This window comes from Microbacterium psychrotolerans, from assembly GCF_031085295.1.
GTDB lineage: Bacteria > Actinomycetota > Actinomycetes > Actinomycetales > Microbacteriaceae > Microbacterium > Microbacterium psychrotolerans.
Genome location: NZ_JAVFWO010000003.1, coordinates 370,656 through 391,494 on the forward strand (window position 1 = coordinate 370,656; position 20,839 = coordinate 391,494).

Below are 20,839 nucleotides of genomic sequence, written 5' to 3' on the forward strand. Positions count from 1 at the left end.
CGGAACACTTCGGGTGACGGCCTCCCCGCGCCTGCTTTTCACGATGTCGGACTAGTATGCCGATAGTCGGATCGAGGGGAGCGCTGTGGTCGCCACGGATGCCGCCGCCGACGACGCGCGCGTCGTCGGCTCGGACAGGGTGCTGGCGGTGCTGATTGAGCTGGGCGCCCACCCGCGCGGGGTGAGCCTCGACGACCTCGCGGCGGCCATGCGCAGCCCGAAATCGACCGTGCACCGCGCTCTCGCATCGCTGCGCAAGGCCGGGCTGGCGGCGCAGATCAGCCGGGGGACCTATGTCCTCGGCGACGAGTTCTTCCGGCTGGCGTTCCACAACTATGCCGAGCGACCGGAGGCGGTGCGGATCACGCCGGTTCTCGAGGAGCTGGCCGCGCGCTTCGGCGAGACCACGCACTACGCCGTGCTGGACGGACCGGAGGTCGTCTACCGCGCCAAGGTGGACCCGCCGGGTGGTGCCGTTCGTCTGACTTCCGTCGTCGGAGGGCGCAATCCGGCGTACCGGACCGCGGTCGGCAAGCTCCTGCTCAGCTACCGGGTGGGCGATCGGGACGAGCTTCGAGACCTCCTCGGCGCCGGGGCGCTCGAGCAGCGGACGCCCCGCACGATCACGGATCTCGGCCGGCTGTGGGACGAGCTGCGGCTCTCGAAGGAGCGCGGGTACGCCGTCGATGATCAGGAGAACGAGGTCGGCGTCAACTGCGTCGCCGTGCCCGTTCAGAGTGAGGAGCACACCTCTCCGACGGGTGCGATCAGCGTCAGCGCGCTGGCGTTCCGCATCCCGCTGCCGCAACTCGTCGCCGAACTGCCGGCCATTCGCGCGATCGTCCGGCGCGAGCCGGTGCCGACGACTCAGTAGGTGGCGCGCCCGCCGCTGATGTCGTAGACCGCGCCCGTCGAGAAGCTGACCTTCTCGGAGGCCAGCCAGACGACGAGCTCCGCGACTTCGGATGCCTCACCGACCCGCTTCATCGGTATGAGGCTGGTGATGTGCGCGAGCACCTCGGGCGCCGTCGAGTCGTTCATGGGGGTGGCGATGACCGCGGGCGCGATCGCGTTGACCAGCACCCCCGTCGTCGCCAGCTCCTTGCCGGCGGACTTCGTCAGCGCGATGACGGCCGCTTTGGAAGCCGAGTAGGCCGCCAGGTTCGGATTGCCGTCCTTGCCTGCCATGCTCGCGAAGTTGACGACCCGCCCCCACCCGCGCTCCACCATCCCGGGGACGAAGGCCCGCATCATGCCGACCGTGCCGAGCACGTTCACCTCGAGGGTCGTACGCCAATCGGGGGCGGTCGTCTCGACGAGAGGCATGTTGGGCCCGACGATCCCCGCCGAGTTGATCAGGATGTCGACTGCGCCGACGCGCGATGCGAGGGCGGTGACCGCCTGCTCGTCGGTGATGTCGAGGATCTCGTCGACGTCGCCGGCGAGATCCACCGTGATCACCTCGACACCGTCGGCACGGAGGCGGGAGGCCGTGGCGGCCCCGAGGCCGCGGGCTCCGCCGGTGATGAGTGCGCGCTTCATGGTCCTTCCTGTCGGGGGGAGGTCTGCTCAGCGATCTCGACGTGGATCTTGGGTCCCGCGCCGGCGTGCTCCGGCCGGGTGCCGGCGAGGATCGCGGCGAGGTCCTCGAGCTCGACGGTCGCGGCGACGAGCGGCCGAGGATCTACGGACCCGTCGCCGTAGGCGGCGATCGTCGGGTCCAGACCCGCCGAGGCGCCGAGGATGCCGACGGCGGTGACGTCGCCGAGTGCGAGCATGCGCGTGTCGATCAGGCTGGGGCTGCCGGCGAGCCCGACGTGGACGATGCGCCGGCCCGGTTCGACGAGCTCGAGGGCGCGGGCGGGCAGGTGCGGGGCGTTGGAGGAGTCGATCACCGCATGCCAGGCGAGCTCGGGCAGCTCCGACTCGGTCCAGACGCCGTCGAACCCGAACGTCCTCGCGAACTCCAGGGAGCGGCCGGTGCGGCCCAGCAGATGGACCTCCGCTCCGGCCGCGCGGGCGAACAGGGCGCAGAGCAGCCCGATCGTCCCCGGGCCGAGGATGAGCACCCGGTCGCCGGCGCGCAGATTCGCGGCATCCACCGACCGCCAGGCATTGCCGCCGGGCTCGACCATCGCACCGGCGACGTCGTCGACGGTGTCGGGGAGCGCGTGCAGAGCCCATGCGGGGATGGCGACCTGTTCCGCGAGGGCGCCCGGGCGGCCGTTGCGGACTCCGAGCTCGTCACGGAAGGCGCACACGTGGTGGAAGCCTGCGCGGCAGCGCTCGCAGCGCTGACAGCCGAGCATCGTGTCGCCGGTGACGCGCCGGCCGATCCACGCGGGATCAACGCCGCTGCCGACCCCCGACACCGTGCCCATCCACTCGTGACCGATCCGCATCGGATACGCGGCGTGGCTCTCGTGGAGGTACTGCATCTCACCGGTGTAGAACTCGACGTCCGTCCCGCAGACGCCTGCGCGCGCCACGTCGACGACGACCTCGCCGGCGGCAGCCGACGGCGGCTCGACATCCTGCACCCCGGCCTGGCCGGGGCCGGTGATCACGAACGCCTTCATCGGGGTGCGAGGACCTTGCGGGCGAGTCTCACGGGTTCTCCTTCGGCTTTGCGGGGATGCCTCGCCACAGTGGGACGGGCAGCCCCGGGACGGCGGGCCGCGCGCTGAACAGCTTCCCCGAGAGGGGAGCGGCGGCGAGCTGGTCCTCGGTCAGATCCTGCGTCGCGGTCGTGATGATGAGGGTGTCCAGCTCCGCGCCGGCGAAGGCGACGCTGGAGACGTTCGGGGCAGGCACGCGGAGGGTCTGCTCGAGATCTCCGGCGGGCGTGTACCGGCGGACTTCGCCGCGACCCCACATCGCGATCCAGAGGTAGCCGGCTGCGTCGCTGCACATGCCGTCGGGGTAGCCCTCGTCGAAGGCGATGTGCGCGCGGCGATCGCCTGTGGCGCCCGTCGCCGCGTCGTACGACCGTGCGTAGACCACGCGCCGCACCGTGTCGACGGAGTACATGATCGATCCGTCCGGGCTCCACGCGAGGCCGTTCGAGAGGGTGAGGTCGTCGTCGATGGTCGTGAGCGTGCCGTCGTCGTCGAGGCGGGTCAGCACCTCGTGCTCGGAGTCGTCGTCCAGGCTCAGCGTGCCGATGAGGAAGCGCCCGGCGGGGTCGGGTTTGCCGTCGTTCGTCCGCCGCGGTCGTCCGGTGGGGATGACGCGCGCCAGTTCGCGCGTCGATCCGGACGTCGGGTGCAGGGTCAGAGTGTGCGAGCCGGCGACGATCCAGGACCCGTCCTCGGCGACCGCGACCGCGCCGACCGTGCCGGGGAACGACACGTGGTCGACCAGCGTCACGCGACCGTGATCGTCGAGTCGGCCCGAGAAGACGACGCCCCGCCGGATGTCGACCCAGTGCACGACCTCGCGGATGGGATCCCACACCGGACCTTCGCCGAGTTCGCAGGTCGTCGGATTCGCCAGGATCACCGAGTCGGTGGCAGTCATCAGCGCATCTCCTTCGCCGGTGGACGGTGGGTCGCGACCGTGCGCCCGCGTCGTCGCGGTCCGACGCGCCTACGATAGTCATATTCCGTCGATCTGACGTAATTTCCGAAAGTTGGTAAACGATGGCGTCCCACCTCAGGAGTTCGGAGTGGTACTCCGGAGACGACCGGAACGCCTACATCCATCGGGCGTGGATGCGGCGGGGCGTGCCCGACACCGCGTTCCGCGGCAGACCGCAGATCGCGATCGCCAACACCGCTTCCGACCTCACCCCCTGCAACGCCCACCTCGACGAGGTCGCGCAGTCGGTCAAGAACGGCATCTACGAGGCAGGGGGGATTCCGCTGAATCTGCCGGTCGTCTCCCTCGGTGAGACGCAGGTACGACCCACCGCGATGCTGTGGCGCAACATGATGGCGATGGCGACCGAGGAGATGCTGCGCGCCAACCCGATCGACGGCGTGGTGCTGCTGGGCGGGTGCGACAAGACGATTCCGGCCCTGCTCATGGCCGCGGCATCCGTCGATCTTCCCGCCGTCGTGATTCCGGGCGGGCCCATGCTCACCGGCCACTTCCGCGGTGAGGCGCTCGGGTGCGGAACCGACGTGTGGCGGCTGAGCGAAGAGGTACGCGCCGGCACGCTCGGCGAAGCGCTGTTCGAGAAGTCCGAGTCGTCGATGATCCGGTCCACGGGGCACTGCAACACGATGGGGACCGCCTCCACGATGGCGCTCGTCGCCGAGGCCCTGGGAACGATCGTCCCTGGCCTCGCCGGGACCCCCGCACCCGACAGCAGGCTGCTGGAGGCGTCGCACCAGACCGGACGCCTGGCGGTGGAGCTGGTCGCAGCCGAGCGCCGCCCGTCGACGTTCCTCACGAAGGCGAGCTTCCACAACGCCATCGTCGCGCTCGCCGCCATCGGCGGTTCGACGAACGCGGTCGTGCACCTGCTCGCCATCGCCGGACGGCTCGGGATCGATCTGACCATCGACGACTTCGACCGCATCGGCGCCGACGTGCCGCTCCTTGTGAATTTGCAGCCGGCCGGCCGCTACCTCATGGACGACCTCTACCGTGCCGGCGGCTTCCTCGCCGTGCTCCGCGAGGTGAAGGACCTGCTGGACCCGACGGCGCTCACGATCACCGGCAGCCCGCTCGTGGACCACCTCGACGACGCGCGGATCTGGGATGCCGACGTGATCGCGCCGCGCACCCAGCCGCTGATCCCCGCCGCGGGGATCAGCGTGCTCCGCGGCTCGCTTGCGCCGGGTGGAGCGATCATCAAGCCCGCCGCCGCATCGCCTCACCTCTTGAAGCATCGGGGCCGCGCGGTCGTGTTCGACTCGATCGAGGACTTCCACGCCCGCATCGACGACCCCGAGCTCGACATCGACGAGGACTCCGTGATGATCCTCCGCGGCTGCGGCCCGATGGGCTACCCCGGCATGCCCGAGGTGTCGAACATGCCGCTGCCGAAGAAGCTGCTGGAGAAGGGCGTGCGCGACATGGTGCGCATCTGCGACGGGCGGATGTCGGGCACCGCGTACGGGACCGTCATCCTGCATGTGACACCAGAGGCCGCCGCAGGGGGACCGCTCGCCCGGGTGCAGACCGGCGACTGGATCAGCCTCGATGTCCGCAACCGCCGCCTCGACGTCGAGGTCCCCGCCGCCGAACTCGCGGCGCGCGGCGTCAACGACGCGACCGTGCAAGGCTTCGCGAACCCGCAACGCGGCTGGGAGCGCCTCTACGTCGATCACGTCATGCAGGCCGACACCGGAGCCGATCTCGACTTCCTCGTCGGCTCCAGCGGATCACGGGTCACGCGCGAATCGCATTGAGCCAGAGCGCTCGGGTCAGGCGCCGTCAGCCGACGGCGGGCCCGCGCGGCTCGAAGGACGCTGCGAGCGCCACGAGCGTGGCGCTGCGTTCCTTCATCGCGATCCTGCGCAGGAAGGGCGTCGCCAGCCGGTACATGCCGTATGTGCGCACCTCGGCGTGATGGTGCACGAGCGTCGTCTCGTCGCCGGCATCCTCGAGCCGGTACGCGGGCCAGCCCTCCAGCTTGAGCTTGCCCGCCTTCGTCTTGTCCCACCAGTGGTAGACGAGCGTGTGCGGCGGCTGGAACTCTGCGATCTCACCCGGGGTCGGGCCGAAGGACGTGTCGTCGAGAAAGGTCGTGCCGACGGCCGGGGCGCCTGGCGAGGTCTGCGTGGTGCGTCGCAGCATGCTCCCCTTTCCGGGCATCCACTCGTTGTATCCCTCGATATCGGCGAGGCGAGCGAACACCGCGTCGATGCGGGCAGCGACGGTGCGGGTCAGCTCGAACTCGATGACACCCATGCGCTCAGAGTACGACCGGCGGGGCGCCCACGTGTATGGGTGGCCGTGCGGCGACCGCCGGCGCGGAGCGATCATCGGATGCCGAGGAATTTCGCCGATCCGGCCCTCGTGGTCCCGGAGCGGACCTACCCTCTCGTCATGACACCATCGCCTTCCGGGATCACCACCGCCGGGCAGCTGCGCGCATCGGGTCACACCTACCGCCCGGTGCGGGTCGAGCTGCGCGAGAACCTCCTCGCGGCGCTCGCCGAGGGGACCGATCCGTGGCCCGGCATCCACGGATTCGACACCACGGTCATCCCGCAGCTCGAGCGCGCCATCCTCGCCGGCCACGACATCGTGCTGCTGGGCGAGCGCGGGCAGGGCAAGACGCGGCTGCTGCGCAGCCTCGTGGGCCTGCTCGACGAATGGTCTCCGGTCATCGAGGGGTCGGAGCTCGGCGAGCATCCGTTCCACCCGATCACGCCGGCATCCGTCCGCCGTGCAGGCGAACGGGGGGACGATCTGCCCGTCGCGTGGCGCCATCGCAGCGAGCGGTACGCCGAGAAGCTCGCCACCCCCGACACATCGGTGGCCGATCTCATCGGCGACGTCGACCCCATCAAGGTCGCGGAGGGCCGGTCGCTGGGCGACCCCGAGACGATCCACTACGGGCTCGTGCCGCGCAGCAACGGCGGCATCGTGGCCATCAACGAGCTGCCCGACCTCGCCGAGCGCATCCAGGTGTCGCTGCTCAACGTCATGGAGGAGCGCGACATCCAGATCCGCGGGTACGTGCTGCGCCTCGACCTGGACGTGCTCGTGGTCGCCACCGCGAACCCCGAGGACTACACGAATCGCGGCCGGATCATCACGCCGTTGCAGGACCGCTTCGGCGCCGAGATCCGCACGCACTATCCCCAGACGATCGACGAGGAGATCGCCGTCATCCGTCAGGAGGCCGACCTGGTCGCCGAGGTGCCCGCACACCTGCTCGAGGTGCTCGCGCGATTCACCCGCAACCTGCGGGAGTCGGATGCCGTCGACCAGCGCGCGGGAGTGTCGGCCCGGTTCGCGATCGCCGGCGCCGAGACGATCGCGGCGGCGGCGCTGCATCGCGCGACGCGCCAGCACGAGCAGGTCGCGGTCGCCCGCCCGGTGGATCTCGAGACCGCCGTCGACGTGCTCGGCGGCAAGATCGAGTTCGAGACAGGGGAGGAGGGCCGGGAGCGCGCCATCCTCGAGCACCTGCTGCGTACTGCGGTCGCCGAGACCGCCCGCGCCCACCTGCGCGGGCTCGACGCCCGCGTGCTCGCCGACGCCCTCCACGACGGCGCGACCGTCATGACGGGCGAACAGGTCACGGCGGCCGACGTCCTCGCGGCGATGCCCGTGCTCGGCGAGTCCGATCTCTACGACCAGGTGGCGGAGCGGCTCGAGGCCCGCACCGCGGGCGAGCGCGCCGGTGCGCTCGAGCTGCTGCTCGAGTCGCTGTATCTCGAGAAGCGGATCGGCAAGGACAGCGCCGACGGGGAGACCGTCTATGGATGAGTCCCGGACTTCGAGCACCCCGCCCCGGCGGCTGAGCACCCCACCCCGGTCGCTGAGCCGATCGGAGCGCCACGCTTCGCGCGCGACGCCAGGAGGAGGCATCCGGTAATGCCCCGCAGCTTCCACCGCACGCCTGCGCACACGGCGCGATACGGACGGTACACCGGCGGCGATCCGCTCGCGCCGCCGGTCGAGGTGCAGTCGGCGCTCGAGGCGATCGGGCAGGACGTCATGGCGGGGACCTCGGCCGAGCGGGCGATGCGCGAATATCTGCGGCGTGGCGACCGCAACCGGGAGGGGCTCGACGACCTCGCCCGGCGGGTCCGCGAGCGCCGGGCGGAGCTGGTGAGTCGGCACCGGCTCGACGGCACGCTCGAGGAGGTCCGCAAGCTGCTGGACCGCGCGGTGCTCGAGGAGCGCAAGCATCTCGTGCGCGACGTGCAGCTCGACGACGACGCCCGCGCGTTCTCCGAGATGCGCCTCGAGAACCTGCCGCCCAGCACCGCCGCGGCCGTCAACGAGCTCGCGGACTACGACTGGCAGAGCCCGAGCGCACGGGCGGACTACGACCGCATCCGCGAACTGCTCGGCCGGGAGCTCCTCGACCAGCGATTCGCCGGAATGAAGAACGCGCTCGAGAACGCGACGGATGCCGACCGGCAGGCGATCCGCGACATGCTGAACGACCTCAACGACCTGCTGGAGAAGCGCCGGCTGGGCGACGACACGCAGGAGGACTTCGACGAGTTCATGCGCAAGCACGGGGATCAGTTCCCGGAGAACCCGCAGAACCTCGACGAGCTCCTCGACACGCTCGCAGAGCGATCCGCGGCGGCGCAGCGGATGCTCAACTCCATGACGCCCGAGCAGCGGGACGAGCTGCTGGGCCTCGCCGAGCAGGCGTTCGGCTCACCCGACCTCATGCAGTCCCTGTCGCGACTCGACGACAATCTCCGCTCGCTCCGGCCCGGCGAGGATTGGACGGGCTCGGCATCCTTCTCGGGAGAGGAGCCGACCGGCCTCGGTGAGGCGACGGGCATCATGCAGGACCTCTCCGACCTCGACGCGCTGACCGATCAGCTCAGCCAGACGTATCCCGGTGCGCGCATGGACGACATCGATCTCGAGGCGCTCCAGCGGCTGGTCGGCGAGGACGCCGCCGTCAACGCCCGCACCCTGCGCGACCTCGAGCAGGAGCTGAGGGACACCGGGATGCTGCAGCGCGCATCCGACGGGCAGCTGCGGCTGACCCCGCGGGCCATGCGCCAGCTGGGGCGAGCCCTTCTGCGCGACATCGCGACGCGGCAGTCGGGTCGCACCGGCCGCCGCGAGACGCGCCACGCCGGTGCCGCCGGCGACCGCACCGGCTCGACCCGCGAGTGGGCGTTCGGCGACACCGAGCCGTGGGACATCCCCCGCACGGTGTCGAATGCCGTGCTGAGGACCGTGCTCGACGGGGGCGACGTCTCGACGGGCGTGCGTCTCGACACGCGCGATGTCGAGGTCGTCGAGACCGAGCAGCGCACGCAGGCCGCGGTCGCCCTCCTCGTCGACACGTCGTTCTCCATGGCGCTCGACGGCCGCTGGGTCCCCATGAAGCGCACCGCGCTGGCCCTTCATCACCTCATCTCGACGCGCTTCCGCGGGGACAGCCTCCAGCTCATCGCGTTCGCCCGCCACGCCGAGGTGATCGACATCGAGCAGCTGACGGCGAAGGACGCCGTGTGGGACAAGGGCACCAATCTGCAGCACGGGCTGCTGCTCGCCCAGCGGCACTTCCGCCGCAACCCCACGGCACAGCCCGTCCTGCTCATCGTCACCGACGGCGAGCCGACGGCGCACCTGCGCCCCGACGGCCATGTGCACTTCGCGTATCCGCCGGACGCCCGCACGGTCGCCGTCACGGTGCGGGAGCTCGATACCGTGCAGCGGCTCGGAGCGCAGACGACTTTCTTCCGGCTCGGCGAGGATCCCGGCCTCGCCCGGTTCATCGACGCCCTCGCGCGGCGCGCCGGTGGGCAGGTCGTGGCCCCCGAGCTCGACGACCTCGGCCGGGCCGTCGTGGACAGCTACCTCGGCTCGCGGCACACGGGGCGCGGGTCACCCGAGGACTTCGGCGACATGCTGCACGGTCGATCCTGGTGGTGGTGACCGGCGCCACGCTGCGCCGTCACTGCCTCCGCCACGGGCGGTCATCCGCTAGCTCATCGCGTCCCACACCCGGTCGAGCGGTGCCGAGTACATCCGGATGCGCGAGTCGCCGATGCCGGTGGGGACCCACAGCCGTTCGCGATGCACGATGCCGCCGCACGAATAGACGACGCGCGGCACGTAGCCGTCCACCATGTCGCCCTCGGGCGTGAGCAGCGGCTCTCGCGTGCGGGCCAGGATGCGCGACGGGTCGTCGAGGTCGAGCAGCAGCGCGCCGAGCGAGTAGGTGCGTAACGGGCCGACGCCGTGCGTGAGCAGGAGCCAGCCGCGCGACGTCTCGATAGGGGAGCCGCAGTTCCCGAGCTGGATCAGCTCCCACACCTCGGTCGGCGCATGGATCACCCCGAGGTCATCCCACAGCACGCCGTCGTCCGAACTGGACAGCCCGATGTTCTCGCCGTCGCCGCGCGCTATCGCGAGGTGGCGCCCGTCGACGAGACGAGGGAACAGCGCCATGCCCTTGCCGCGCGCGCCCGATCCGCCGAGCCGCTGCGACTCGAACGACACGAGATCCGGCGAGGTCAGCAGGCGCGGACCTACGGTGCGTCCGTCGTACGCGGTGTACGTTCCGCGATACTCGACGCCGCCGTCGCCGCCGATGAAGCGCACGAAACGCGCGTCCTCGACGCCGCGGTCCTCCTCGGGCAGCACCGGCATGATGGTGCGCGCCGACAGCTCCACGTCCGCGTCGAACCCCAGACGGTACCTCGACGCCGCCACGTCGCGGAGCGCATGCATCGGTCGGCGGCTGGTCGGCCGCATCGCCAGCTTCGTCGGCAGAGCCTCGATCGCCGCCTCCAGCTCGTTGCCGGTGAAGCGATCCGGCAGCGCGGCCAGGACCGCGCCAGCCAGATCGTCGAGCCGATCGGCGACGTCGAGCGTCCGCGCGAAGTCCGCCCGCGACCACGTGCCGATCGCGACATCCGCCCGCGTCGGCGGAGTGGCGCGCTCGCCGAAGACCCAGGTGTCGTCCGCCCCGATGACGGCCTCCGCGAAGCCGATCGACGACGTATGCCCCTCTCCGATGCAGCGCAGCGACACCGCGACCCGCAGCTCGCCGTCGCCGAGCCCGGCCTGTGACGGATGCTCGACCGCGCTCGGGTTGCACAGCGCCGCGCCCTCGACGGCGTACTGGGCGGTGAACGCCGACCCGACGACGAGCAGCTGCGCGTCGGTCAGATCATGCTCGGCATCCACGCGGGCCACCAGCGCGTGGGCGTTCGACAGAAGGATGGATGCCGCCTCCGGCTGCCTCGTCGCGAAATCGGCGACGATCGCCTCGGCGAGAGCGCTCACTTCTTCACGGGGCACCGCGCGGACGCGCTCGATGATGGGCAGCATCCGCGAATGGGCGGTGCGCGTCTCCTCGCCCGGCAGGAACAGCCGGTCGACGACGCGGGAGGGCTCGTGGTGGAGCGCCGCCGGATGTGGTTCGAGGATCATGCGGACGACCTCTCCGTTCGCCCCGCGGTTGGCGGGTACAGCGCCGATTGAAGCACTGCAGCCGGCGCGACGGGAGGGGTTGACACCGCTGACCAGCCGAGGCGCCCTACTGTGGGCTCTGTGCGGGAGAGCGATCTGGACGTAGCCGATGTCGAGCAGCACGCTGCGACGGGGCCCCTTCCGCCCGGCGATCGCATAGACGAGCTCGTCGCGGCCGCGCACCGCCGGGCCAGCTCCCATGGGGACGGCGTCGTCGCGGACTACATCCCGATCCTCGCTGAGGCGGACCCCGAGGCATTCGGGGTGTGCGTGGCGGACGTCGACGGCGGACTTCACGAGATCGGCGACACCCGCGTCCCGTTCTCCATCCAGTCGATCTCGAAGGCGTTCGTCTACGCGCTGGTCTGCGACGCGCTCGGACACGAGCAGGCCTTCGACGTGATCGGCGTCAACAACACCGGACTCCCGTTCAACTCCGTCGTCGCGATCGAGCTCAACGACGGTCACCCGATGAACCCCATGGTCAATGCGGGCGCTCTCGCGGCGACGGCACTGGTGCCCGGAGGCACCGCGGAAGACAAGTGGGAAGCTGTTCGGTCCGGTCTCTCGCGCTTCGCGGGTCGCGAGCTGGTCGTCGACGAGGATGTCTACCGGTCGGAGGCCGAGACCAACCACCGCAATCGAGCGATTGCGCAGCTCCTCGAGAGCTACGGCCGCATTCGCGTCGACCCGCTCGAGGTCGTCGACGTGTACACCCGCCAGTGCGCCCTGCTCGTCGACGCGCGCGACCTCGCGGTGATGGGCGCCACACTCGCCGACGGCGGCGTCAATCCGCTCACCGGTGAACGAGTGGTGTCCGCTTCGGTCTGCCGCGATCTGCTCGCCGTCCTCGCAGCCACCGGCCTCTACGAGAGGTCTGGGGAGTGGCTCTTCGAGATCGGCCTGCCGGGCAAGTCCGGCGTCGCGGGAGGACTGGTGACCGTCGCCCCCGGCAAGGTGGGCATCGGGACCTACTCGCCGCCGCTCGACTCCGCAGGGAACAGCGTGCGCGGGCAGGTGGCCACCGCCTATCTGTCGCGCGCATTGGGCCTGAACATCTTCGCCTCGAGCTCGCACTTCTCAGGAGGAACCTCGTCATGACCACTTCGCAGAACGCCACCACCACCGTGGATGCCGCTCGCACCTCCTGGGTGCCGATGATCGGGCTCTTCCTCGCTCAGATCCTGATGTCGTACAACGTCGCGGCGCTCCCCGTCTCACTCGGCGGCATGGTCGAGACGTTCGGCGTCCCGCCCACCGACGTGAGCACCGCGATCGTGACCTACGGGCTGGTCGTGGCGGCTCTCGTCATGGTGGGCGCCAAGATCGGTCAGCGCGTGGGCTGGGTGACCGTGTTCCGCATCGTCGTAGCGCTGTTCGCCGTCTCGGCGCTCGTCATGATCTTCGGCCCATCGGTCGGCTACGTGATCTTCGCCCAGGCCCTCGCCGGCGCATCGGCCGCGATCATCGTGCCGTCTCTGGTGGCACTCATCGCCGAGAACTATCGCGGCGGACAGCAGGAGACGGCGATCGGCTCGCTCGGCTCGGCCCGTGCCCTCGCCGGCGTCAGCGCCTTCCTCATCGGAGGCACACTGGCGACCCTCGTGGGGTGGCGGCAGGTGTTCATCGTGGTGCTGATCCTCGCGGTGGCTGTCTTCGTGCTGAGCTTCTGGCTGCGCGGATTGCCGGGCAACCCGGCGATCAAGATCGACGTTGTCGCCGCGGTGCTGATCGGCCTCGGTATCGTCGCGCTCACGCTGGGGGTCAACAACCTCAACAACTGGGGGCTCCTGCTCGCGCGCCCGGCGGCCCCGTTCGACATCGCCGGGGTCTCGCCGGCACCCGTGCTGATCCTCATCGGCGTGGTTCTGGTCCAGTTGTTCTTCCTCTGGACGCGGCGCCGGACGAGGGCTGGGAAGGTTCCGCTCGTCAGCCTCTCGGTCTTCGGGTCGTCGCGTGAGCGGGCCGCCGTCTACGCGATGTTCATCGTGGTGAGCCTGGAGGCGGCGCTCAACTTCACGATCCCCCTGTACATCCAGATCGTCCAGGGCCGGACGCCGTTCGACACGTCCCTGGCCATGCTGCCCTTCAACCTGACCGTGTTCTTCACAGCCATGCTGGTGGTGCGCTTCTACCGGCGCTTCACGCCGCGGACGATCGGCATGTTCTCGTTCGGACTCACCACGATCGCCCTCGTCTGGCTGTCGATCGTCGTGACCAACAACTGGGAGACACTGCCCACGATCCTCGGCCTGTTCGTCTTCGGCGTCGGTCAGGGGGCGCTGGTCACTCTCGTCTTCAACGTGCTCGTCACGGCCTCTCCCAAGGAGCTGGCGGGCGACGTCGGGTCGGTGCGCGGCACCACACAGAATCTCGCCTCCGCGGTGGGAACGGCCGTCTCGGGTGCGCTCCTCGTCGGCATCCTGAGCCTCAACGTCGTCGCCTCACTGGTCGAGCACCCGGAGCTGTCGCCCGAGCTCGTCTCGCAGGTCGATCTCGACAACGTCAACTTCATCAGCAACGACCGTCTCGAAGCGACGCTCACCGAGCAGACCGACGCAACCCCTGAACAGGTCGACGCCGCGGTGGCGCTCAACGAGGAAGCCCGCCTGAGCGCGCTCAAGATCGGCCTGCTGATCCTCTCCGGCGTCAGCGCGCTCGCGATCGTGCCGGCGAGCCGCCTGCCGAGGTTCCGCCCGGGCGAGCTGCCCGAGTCGGTCGGAACCGGCCCCCTGCCCGAGGGCGACGCCGAGGAGCGCGCCTGATCCGCGCACGGCGGAGGGCGTGACATCCGATCGGCGAGAACCGCGTTCCGATCGTCAGCCGGGTGCTCCGGCCTCGAGGACGTCGGCATCGAGCTCGTCACGGGAGCGCAGCCCGAGTTTGCGGAGCGCGTTGGACATGTGCGTCTCCACGGTGCGCGGTGACAGGAACATCTCGGCGGCGATCTCGCGATTCGTCCGTCCCGCGGCCGCTCGTCCGACGACCTCCCGCTCGCGACGGGAAAGATCGTTGCCGTGCGCCGGGCGCCCTCCGCGCCAGGGGTACGGGACGGGCACTCCGTGCCCGCGCATCGTCCGGGTGACTCGGGCGATGTCCTGCCGTGCAGAGAGCCGGCCGTACGCGGTCAGCGCCTCGATGAGCAGGCTGGGTCCGTCGGCGGCACCGCGCGCGCAGCGCCAGTCGCCCAGCCGCTCGGTCGTCTGCGCGGCCACCTGGACCAGGCCGGCCGCATGCGCGGTGGTCCGGGCGTCGGACATCAGACGCTCCGCATTCTCAGTGTCGCCGTCGACGTACGCGATGACCGCGTCGCACATGGTCACTGCCACCGAGATCGCGGGCGCCTCGACATGACGAACGCGTGCGCTGATCGCCGCTACCCGGGGACGTGCTTCGCCCGTTCTTCCCAGCGCCGAAGCGGCATCCACCAGGCAGATGAGGGCATCAGCCGCCCAGGTCCACATACCCTTGCGCTGGATCTGGTCGAGGGCGGCCTCGGCTTCGTCGAAGGCGCCTCGTGCATCGCCCAGGGTCAGCCGGAGCCGCGCGAGGGCCGCGCGCGCGGGGATCAACGGCCACGCCGTCCCCACCTTCTCGCAGTCGCGGATGAGCTCCGTCAGACGATCGGCTGCCTCGACGGTGCTGCCGAGAGAGCCGAGCATGAGGCAGTCGAGATACCGGGCTTCGAAGGATGCCGCGCCGAATCCGAACGCGCGCGAGGCCAGGTCGTGCGTGCGTTCCGCGAGACCGTCCCACCGGCCGGCGGCGTGGTCCATCATGGCGCCGACGAGTTCGTACACCTCCAGCAGCCGGGGTGAACCCGATCGCTCGGCGATCGCTCGTCCCTCGCTCAGCAGCTCGTCGGCGCGGCTCACGTAGCCGATGTGCAGCGCGCCTTGCGCCCAGTTGATCGCCGCTCGCGCGTGCTCGCGCGGCTGGGTGAGAAGGACGGTGTCGCGACGGGCGGACTCGATGAGCCGCCACGCGGAGGGATCGCCCTGCTCCAAGAGGAGCGATGCCCGCGCGATCCGCACACCGAGTTCGACCTCCGGCGATCCGGCTCGGCTCGCCGCCTGTTCGGCCTGAACGGACCGCGCGAGATGCACCTCGAGCGACACGTCGACGACGGTCTCGGGAGCCGCCAGCACCGCGAGCGCGCGCGCCTGGAGGTCGGGGCGGTCGTAGAGGTCATCGATCGCGCGCTCGATCTCGCCGTAGCCGTCGCGCGCGAAGCCCTGCTGGCGGTACAGCCTGCCGAGTGCGAAGCGGAGTTCGCCGCGCGCGGCCTGCGTCAGTTGCTGGCTGTCCAGCAGCCGCGTGAGGATCGGCGCGGCTTCGGCGTGAGCCAGCCCGTCCACAGCCACGCGCCCGAGTTTCGTCGCGACGCGCACCCGGTCATCGATCGGGAGGTCCGCCATGTCGACGGTCGCCTCGCGCAGGAACTCGGCCGCCGCCGACTCGTTGCCGTGGCGCACAGCCTCGTCGGCCGCGGCCTCCGCCCAGCGCACGAACTCCCTGACCCGGCCGGCCCGCTGGTAGTGGTGCGCGATCCGCGCCGAGAGCATCGGATCGCGCCGCTCCTCCAGCACCCGGGCGACGCGAGCGTGCCACCACTGCCGCGTGGGCAGCGGCGTCGCCTCGTAGACGATCTGCTGGGCGAGGACGTGGCGGAAGCGGATGCGGCCGTCGTGATCGTGCAGGAGCCCCGCGGCGTGGGCCGACGTCAGAGCGGTCGCCACCTGCCGTGGGCCGTGCTCGGTGACCTCCGCGATGAGGGCGGGATCGATGGAGAGATCGATCACGGCCGCCGCATCGATGACCTCGCGGGCCGTCGCGTCGAGAGTGGTCAGCCGCTGCACGACGACGTCGCGAAGAGCGGTGGAGACGGACAATGCGGCAAGGGCATCCGGATGACTCGGGATCTCCTCGGCGGGCAGTCGCGCGAGCAGGGTCCGCAGCACCTCTTCGACGACGAAGGGGACGCCGCCGGTGACGTCGTACAGCCCCGACGCGATCGGATCGGGGAGGTCGATGCCCAGCAGATGCCGCGAGAGCTCACGGACCTCGGCGACGTCGAGCGGCGCGAGCCGCACCCTGCGCGTTCGGCCCGCCGGTGCGCGGGCGAACGCCTCACCGACAGGAGTCGTCCCGAGGTCGGTGCGACTGGTGACGATGATGGTGAGCTTCGGCGGCTGGTGCGCGATGAGATACGTCAGGAAGTCGAAGGTGACCGTGTCGGCCCAGTGCAGATCCTCGAGGACCAGCACCGCGGGGGACAGGTGCTCGAGCAGCTCCGTCGCCGCGCGGAAGATCTGATGCCGCGCCTCACGCTGGTCCGCGGGTCGCTCCGGCGGAGCAGGAAGGCGATCGGCGATCTCCGGCACGAGCGGCGCCAGGCTGCCCACGACGGGGCTGAGCCCGTCGACCTGGATGAGGTCGCCGTGGTGCTGGAACGCGTCGAGGACCGGCCCCAGCGGGAACGGGTCGTGAAGCTGCTGACAGTGACCGATCAGCACCGCAGCAGTGCCGGAAGCGGCGGTGAGAAGCTCGCGGACCAGTCGGCTCTTGCCGATCCCGGCTTCCCCTTGGATGACGATCAGCGCGGGAGGAGCCGAAACAGCAGCTGTCAGCGCGGTGAACTCGGTGTGGCGACCGACCAGCACGGGCGACACCCCGCCTGCGGGTGGAGCGGATTGCTGAGGCATGACTGCCATTCCCTCGGGTGGGGCGCGAGCAAAAGTCAGTGTAGGTCACGGATGCCGGCGCCGTTCACCCGTCCGTAACCTGCAACGCAACGAGTGAATCGAATCATCCGCGCGCGAGGAGAGACTGTGACCAGGTACCTGAGACAACGACAGCGGCGATTCACACCCCCGCGACTGACGATCGCGCTGGCCACCGCCGTCGCCCTGGTGGCGACGGCGACACCGGCCGGCGCCTTCGCTGCGCCGCCGGCGCCGGCTGCCGCGGAGGACATCGGGGAGGGCAGCTGGGGCGTCGAGGTGACGCGACCCGACGACGCGCAAGCCGACGCGGCAGCAGCGGGCGAGCCCGAGACCTATGTGGTCCAGATGGCCCTGGCGCCCGTCGTCGCATACGACGGCGGTGAGGCTGGGCTGAAGGCGACGAAGCCCCGCGGCGGCGCCAAGGTGGATCCGGCCGACCCGGCTGTCGAGGCGTACAGCAAGCACCTCAAGGGGCAGCAGCGGGCTGCTCTGGCGAAGGTGAACGGCGGCGGGCCGTCGTACAGCTACGTCTACAGCTTCAACGGGTTCGCCGCCGACCTCACCCCCGCGCAGGCCGCCGAGCTGGAAGCGCAGCCCGACGTGGTGTCCGTGCATCCGGATGAGCTGGTCGAGACGGACACGTCGTCGACGCCGAGCTTCCTGGGACTGGACGGCGAGAACGGCCTGTGGAGCCGGCTCGGCGGTCCGACCGGCGGAAAGAAGACGCCGGGTGCGGGTGAGGACATCGTCATCGGCGTGATCGACAGCGGCATCTGGCCCGAGGTCGGCAGCTTCTCCGACCGGAACGAGTCGAACAAGCTCGTGTACCAGGGCAAGCCGGAGGGCTTCCGCGGCACGTGCGCGTCGGCCGAGAACGTCGGTGACGACTCGTGGGACGCCAACCTCTGCAACAACAAGCTGGTCACCGCGCAGTACTTCAACGCGGCCTGGGGCGGGAACGAGGGCGTCGCCCAGCAGCTGCCGTGGGAGTTCCTCTCGCCCCGCGACTACAACGGACACGGCACCCACACCGCCTCGACCGCCGGGGGCAACCATGGCGTCGACGTGACCGGCCCGGCCGCCGCGTTCGGTGAGATCTCGGGCATCGCACCGCGGGCCCGCATCGCGTCGTACAAGGCGCTGTGGTCCATCGAGGACGGCTCCACCGCGAACGGCTACACGTCCGACATGGTGGCTGCCATCGACAAGGCCGTCGCCGACGGCGTCGACGTCATCAACTACTCCGTGTCGGGATCCAGCACGGACTTCCTCGAGCCCACCGAGGCGGCGTTCCTCAACGCTGCCGCGGCCGGCATCTTCGTCTCGGCATCCGCGGGCAACTCCGGCCCCGATGCGGGCACGGTCGCCCACCCCGGGCCCTGGCTGACCACCGTCGCCGCGGGCACGCACGACCGTACGACGACGGGGGCCGTGGTGCTGGGCAACGGCGCGCGCTACGAAGGGGTCTCGGTCAGCAACTCGGCGGTCGGTCCCGTCCCGCTGATCACCGGAGCCGCCGCGCGCGCAGCGGGTGCCTCGGCCGGCGCCGCGGTGCGCTGCTATCCGGCGAGTGCCAACAACGGCAAACCGGCTCTGGATCCCGCCAAGGTCACCGGCAAGATCGTGCTCTGCGAGCGCGGCGGCGACATCGCGCGCGTCGACTCGTCGCGCGCGGTCGCCGAGGCCGGCGGTGTCGGCATGATCTTCGTGAACGCCTTCGAGAACTCGCTCAACGCCGACTTCCACTCCGTGCCCACGGTGCACCTGCCCGACACCGAGGGGCCTGCCATCAGCGCCTACGCGACTACGGCCGGAGCGACCGCCAGCATCGAGAAGGCCGTCATCGCGAGCGGCGGTGCCGCACCCTACACGGCGGCGTTCTCGTCTCGCGGACCGCTCGTCGCCGGCAACGGCGATGTGCTGAAGCCCGACGTGATCGCCCCCGGACAGGACATCCTGGCGGCGGTGGCGCCTCCCGGTCAGGGCGGCATGGACTTCAACCTGATGAGCGGCACGTCGATGTCGGCACCGCACGTCACGGGACTCGCCGCGCTGCTGCGAGACCTGCACCCGGAGTGGTCGCCGATGGCGATCAAGTCGGCGCTCATGACCACGGGGTCGGACGTCCTGGACGGCGAGTCCTCCAACGACCCGAACCTGATCTTCAAGCAGGGCGCCGGGCACGTGCAGCCCACCAGCGCGGCCGATCCCGGCCTGGTCTACGAGAGCGGTGTCGACGAGTGGCTGGCGTTCCTGTGCGGCTCCACCCGCAGCGTGCCGGCCGCCACCTGTGACGACCTCGAGGCGGACGGGCGCTCGCTGGATCCCAGCGACCTCAACACGCCGTCGATCGGCATCGGCCTGCTCGACGGCACCCAGACGGTCACCCGCACGGTGACCAACGTCGACGACGAGTCCGCGACCTACACCGCGTCGGTGAGCGGTCTCACGGGAGTCGGCGTCACCGTCGAGCCGAGCACGCTCACCGTCGCGCCGGGGGAGACCGCGTCGTACGCGGTGACCTTCACGGTCGGTGACGAGACCGAGCTGTTCGACTATCTCGCGGGTCAGCTCTCGTGGACGGACGGCAGCCACACGGTGCGGTCGCCGATCGTGCTCCGGGCGAAGCAGCCGGGTGAGGAGGACTGGGCCGCTCGGTACGACGGCGCGGGCGGGCAGTTCGGGCCCTCGTCGGATGCCGGCAACGAGCTCCTCGTCCACCCCGACGGTCAGCGCGTCTACCTGAGCGGCTACAGCCGACCGCCGGCGGCCGGCGGGCTGGTGAGCGACTTCCTCACCGCCGCGTACGACCCCGAGACCGGTGACACGCTCTGGGAGGACCAGTGGGATGCCTCCGACGGCGGCTCCGATGAGCCGGCGGGCTTCGGGATGAGCCCCGACGGCGACACCGTCTACGTCGCGGGGACCAGCGGTGGCGACTACCTGACCGTCGCCTACGACGGTGCGACGGGGGAGAAGCGGTGGACCACGCGCCTCGACGGCCCGGGTGAGGCCGGTGATTTCGTCAACGACCTCGTCGTCAGCCCGGACGGCTCGACCGTCTACGTCACCGGGTACCAGAACATGGGCGGGCCGCAGCTCGACTACGCCACCGTGGCGTACGACGCGGCGACCGGTGCGCAGCGCTGGATCGCGCGGTACGACGATCCGGTGAGCGGCACCGACGACGCGCGGGGCATCGCGGTGAGCGACGACGGCAAGACTGTCGTGATCACCGGGCAGAGCCAGGGTGACGGCACCGGACTCACCGACTGGGGGACTGTCGCCTATGACGCCGCCACCGGTGAGGAGCTCTGGCAGGTCCTGCGCAACGGCTCGGAAGGCCAGATCGACATCGCGGAGAACATCGCCGTGACGGGTGACACCGTGATCGTCGCGGGCGTCGTCAGCAACACCGACCGTCAGGTGGACTGGGAGACCGTGGCGTACGACCTGGCGACCGGCGAGGAGCGCTGGGCAACCGGGTACGGCGAGGCGCTCACCGATGTGCCGCAGTCGCTCGCCGTGAGCCCTGACGGCGGCACCGTCGTCGTGGTCGGCAACGTGGAAGGCGGAGCCGACATGGACTACGCCACGGTCGCCTACGACCTGGCCGACGGCGAGCAGCTGTGGGCGATGCGGTACGACGGCACCGCTCACGGGCTCGACGTCGCCTACGACGTCGCGCTCACCGAGGACGGCACCCGTGCCGTGGTGGCCGGCGAGTCCCGGAACGCCGAGACGGCTTGGGACTACGTCACGATCGCGTACGACATGAGCACCGGCGAGCAGATCTGGTCGGGCAGTTACGACGCGACCGGCGCCAGCGACGGAGCGAACGGCGTGGCGCTCGATCAGAGGGCCGACGGTTCGCGACGCGTGTTCGTCACCGGGGCGAGCACCACCGCGTACGACTCGGTCGGGCTCGACAGCAACATCGATGCAGCGACGGTCGCCTACTTCGACCCGTTCGACTAGTCGAACGCGCCGCGGCCGCCGGGGGAGGATTCGTTCCTCGCCCGGCGGCT

General features: G+C 70.5%; 13 protein-coding genes. 7 read left to right on the top strand and 6 right to left on the bottom strand.

The features are described from left to right. The first annotated feature begins 85 nt into the window (after nt 1-85). The gene (locus Q9R08_RS10790; RefSeq protein WP_308868008.1) at nt 86-874 is read left to right on the top strand and encodes an IclR family transcriptional regulator; all 789 of its coding nucleotides are present in this window, start codon (nt 86-88) and stop codon (nt 872-874) included. On the opposite strand, the gene Q9R08_RS10795 is transcribed toward Q9R08_RS10790, so the two are convergent. From Q9R08_RS10795 to Q9R08_RS10805, 3 genes are read right to left on the bottom strand one after another with little or no spacing between them, the layout of a single operon-like run. Beyond that, a complete protein-coding gene (locus Q9R08_RS10795; RefSeq protein WP_308868009.1) occupies nt 868-1,542 on the bottom strand; it encodes an SDR family NAD(P)-dependent oxidoreductase in 675 nt (224 codons plus the stop codon). The genes Q9R08_RS10790 and Q9R08_RS10795 overlap by 7 nt on opposite strands. After that, the gene (locus tag Q9R08_RS10800; protein ID WP_308868010.1) at nt 1,539-2,567 is read right to left on the bottom strand and encodes a zinc-dependent alcohol dehydrogenase; all 1,029 of its coding nucleotides are present in this window, start codon (nt 2,565-2,567) and stop codon (nt 1,539-1,541) included. The genes Q9R08_RS10795 and Q9R08_RS10800 overlap by 4 nt, the downstream gene beginning before the upstream one ends. 40 nt (nt 2,568-2,607) lie before the next feature. Continuing rightward, complete coding sequence (locus tag Q9R08_RS10805; protein ID WP_308868011.1) at nt 2,608-3,519, bottom strand: SMP-30/gluconolactonase/LRE family protein; 912 nt, start codon at nt 3,517-3,519, stop codon at nt 2,608-2,610. Nucleotides 3,520-3,641: 122 nt separating this feature from the next. Here Q9R08_RS10805 and Q9R08_RS10810 point away from each other — a divergent pair, with 122 nt between their 5' ends. Then, nucleotides 3,642-5,360: an IlvD/Edd family dehydratase gene (locus tag Q9R08_RS10810; RefSeq protein ID WP_308868012.1), complete on the top strand. Its 1,719-nt coding sequence runs from the start codon at nt 3,642-3,644 to the stop codon at nt 5,358-5,360. 25 nt (nt 5,361-5,385) lie between these two features. Here the strand turns inward: Q9R08_RS10810 and Q9R08_RS10815 are convergent, their stop codons facing one another. After that, nucleotides 5,386-5,862 (bottom strand): SRPBCC family protein, encoded by a 477-nt coding sequence (locus Q9R08_RS10815; protein ID WP_308868013.1) that lies wholly within the window; start codon nt 5,860-5,862, stop codon nt 5,386-5,388. Nucleotides 5,863-6,000: 138 nt separating this feature from the next. Between Q9R08_RS10815 and Q9R08_RS10820 the strand changes: the two genes are divergently transcribed. Both Q9R08_RS10820 and Q9R08_RS10825 read left to right on the top strand, forming a co-directional pair. Beyond that, complete coding sequence (locus Q9R08_RS10820) at nt 6,001-7,392, top strand: AAA family ATPase (RefSeq protein WP_308868014.1); 1,392 nt, start codon at nt 6,001-6,003, stop codon at nt 7,390-7,392. Between the two features lie 108 nt (nt 7,393-7,500). Then, nucleotides 7,501-9,543: a VWA domain-containing protein gene (locus Q9R08_RS10825; protein ID WP_308868015.1), complete on the top strand. Its 2,043-nt coding sequence runs from the start codon at nt 7,501-7,503 to the stop codon at nt 9,541-9,543. 48 nt (nt 9,544-9,591) lie between these two features. Here the strand turns inward: Q9R08_RS10825 and Q9R08_RS10830 are convergent, their stop codons facing one another. Beyond that, nucleotides 9,592-11,046, bottom strand: a complete 1,455-nt coding sequence (locus tag Q9R08_RS10830) for a glycoside hydrolase family 130 protein (RefSeq protein WP_308868016.1) — start codon at nt 11,044-11,046, stop codon at nt 9,592-9,594. Between the two features lie 120 nt (nt 11,047-11,166). Here Q9R08_RS10830 and glsA point away from each other — a divergent pair, with 120 nt between their 5' ends. Beyond that, nucleotides 11,167-12,186, top strand: a complete 1,020-nt coding sequence (glsA, locus tag Q9R08_RS10835) for a glutaminase A (RefSeq protein WP_308868481.1) — start codon at nt 11,167-11,169, stop codon at nt 12,184-12,186. Further along, the gene (locus tag Q9R08_RS10840) at nt 12,183-13,850 is read left to right on the top strand and encodes an MFS transporter (RefSeq protein WP_308868017.1); all 1,668 of its coding nucleotides are present in this window, start codon (nt 12,183-12,185) and stop codon (nt 13,848-13,850) included. Before glsA ends, Q9R08_RS10840 begins: the two co-directional genes overlap by 4 nt. Before the next feature lie 54 nt (nt 13,851-13,904). On the opposite strand, the gene Q9R08_RS10845 is transcribed toward Q9R08_RS10840, so the two are convergent. Further along, complete coding sequence (locus tag Q9R08_RS10845) at nt 13,905-16,790, bottom strand: ATP-binding protein (RefSeq protein ID WP_308868018.1); 2,886 nt, start codon at nt 16,788-16,790, stop codon at nt 13,905-13,907. Nucleotides 16,791-16,916: 126 nt separating this feature from the next. Between Q9R08_RS10845 and Q9R08_RS10850 the strand changes: the two genes are divergently transcribed. Continuing rightward, nucleotides 16,917-20,789 carry a S8 family serine peptidase gene (locus Q9R08_RS10850; RefSeq protein WP_308868019.1) on the top strand — a complete coding sequence of 1,291 codons (3,873 nt, stop codon included), beginning with the start codon at nt 16,917-16,919 and terminating at the stop codon, nt 20,787-20,789. The last annotated feature ends 50 nt before the right edge of the window (nt 20,790-20,839 follow it).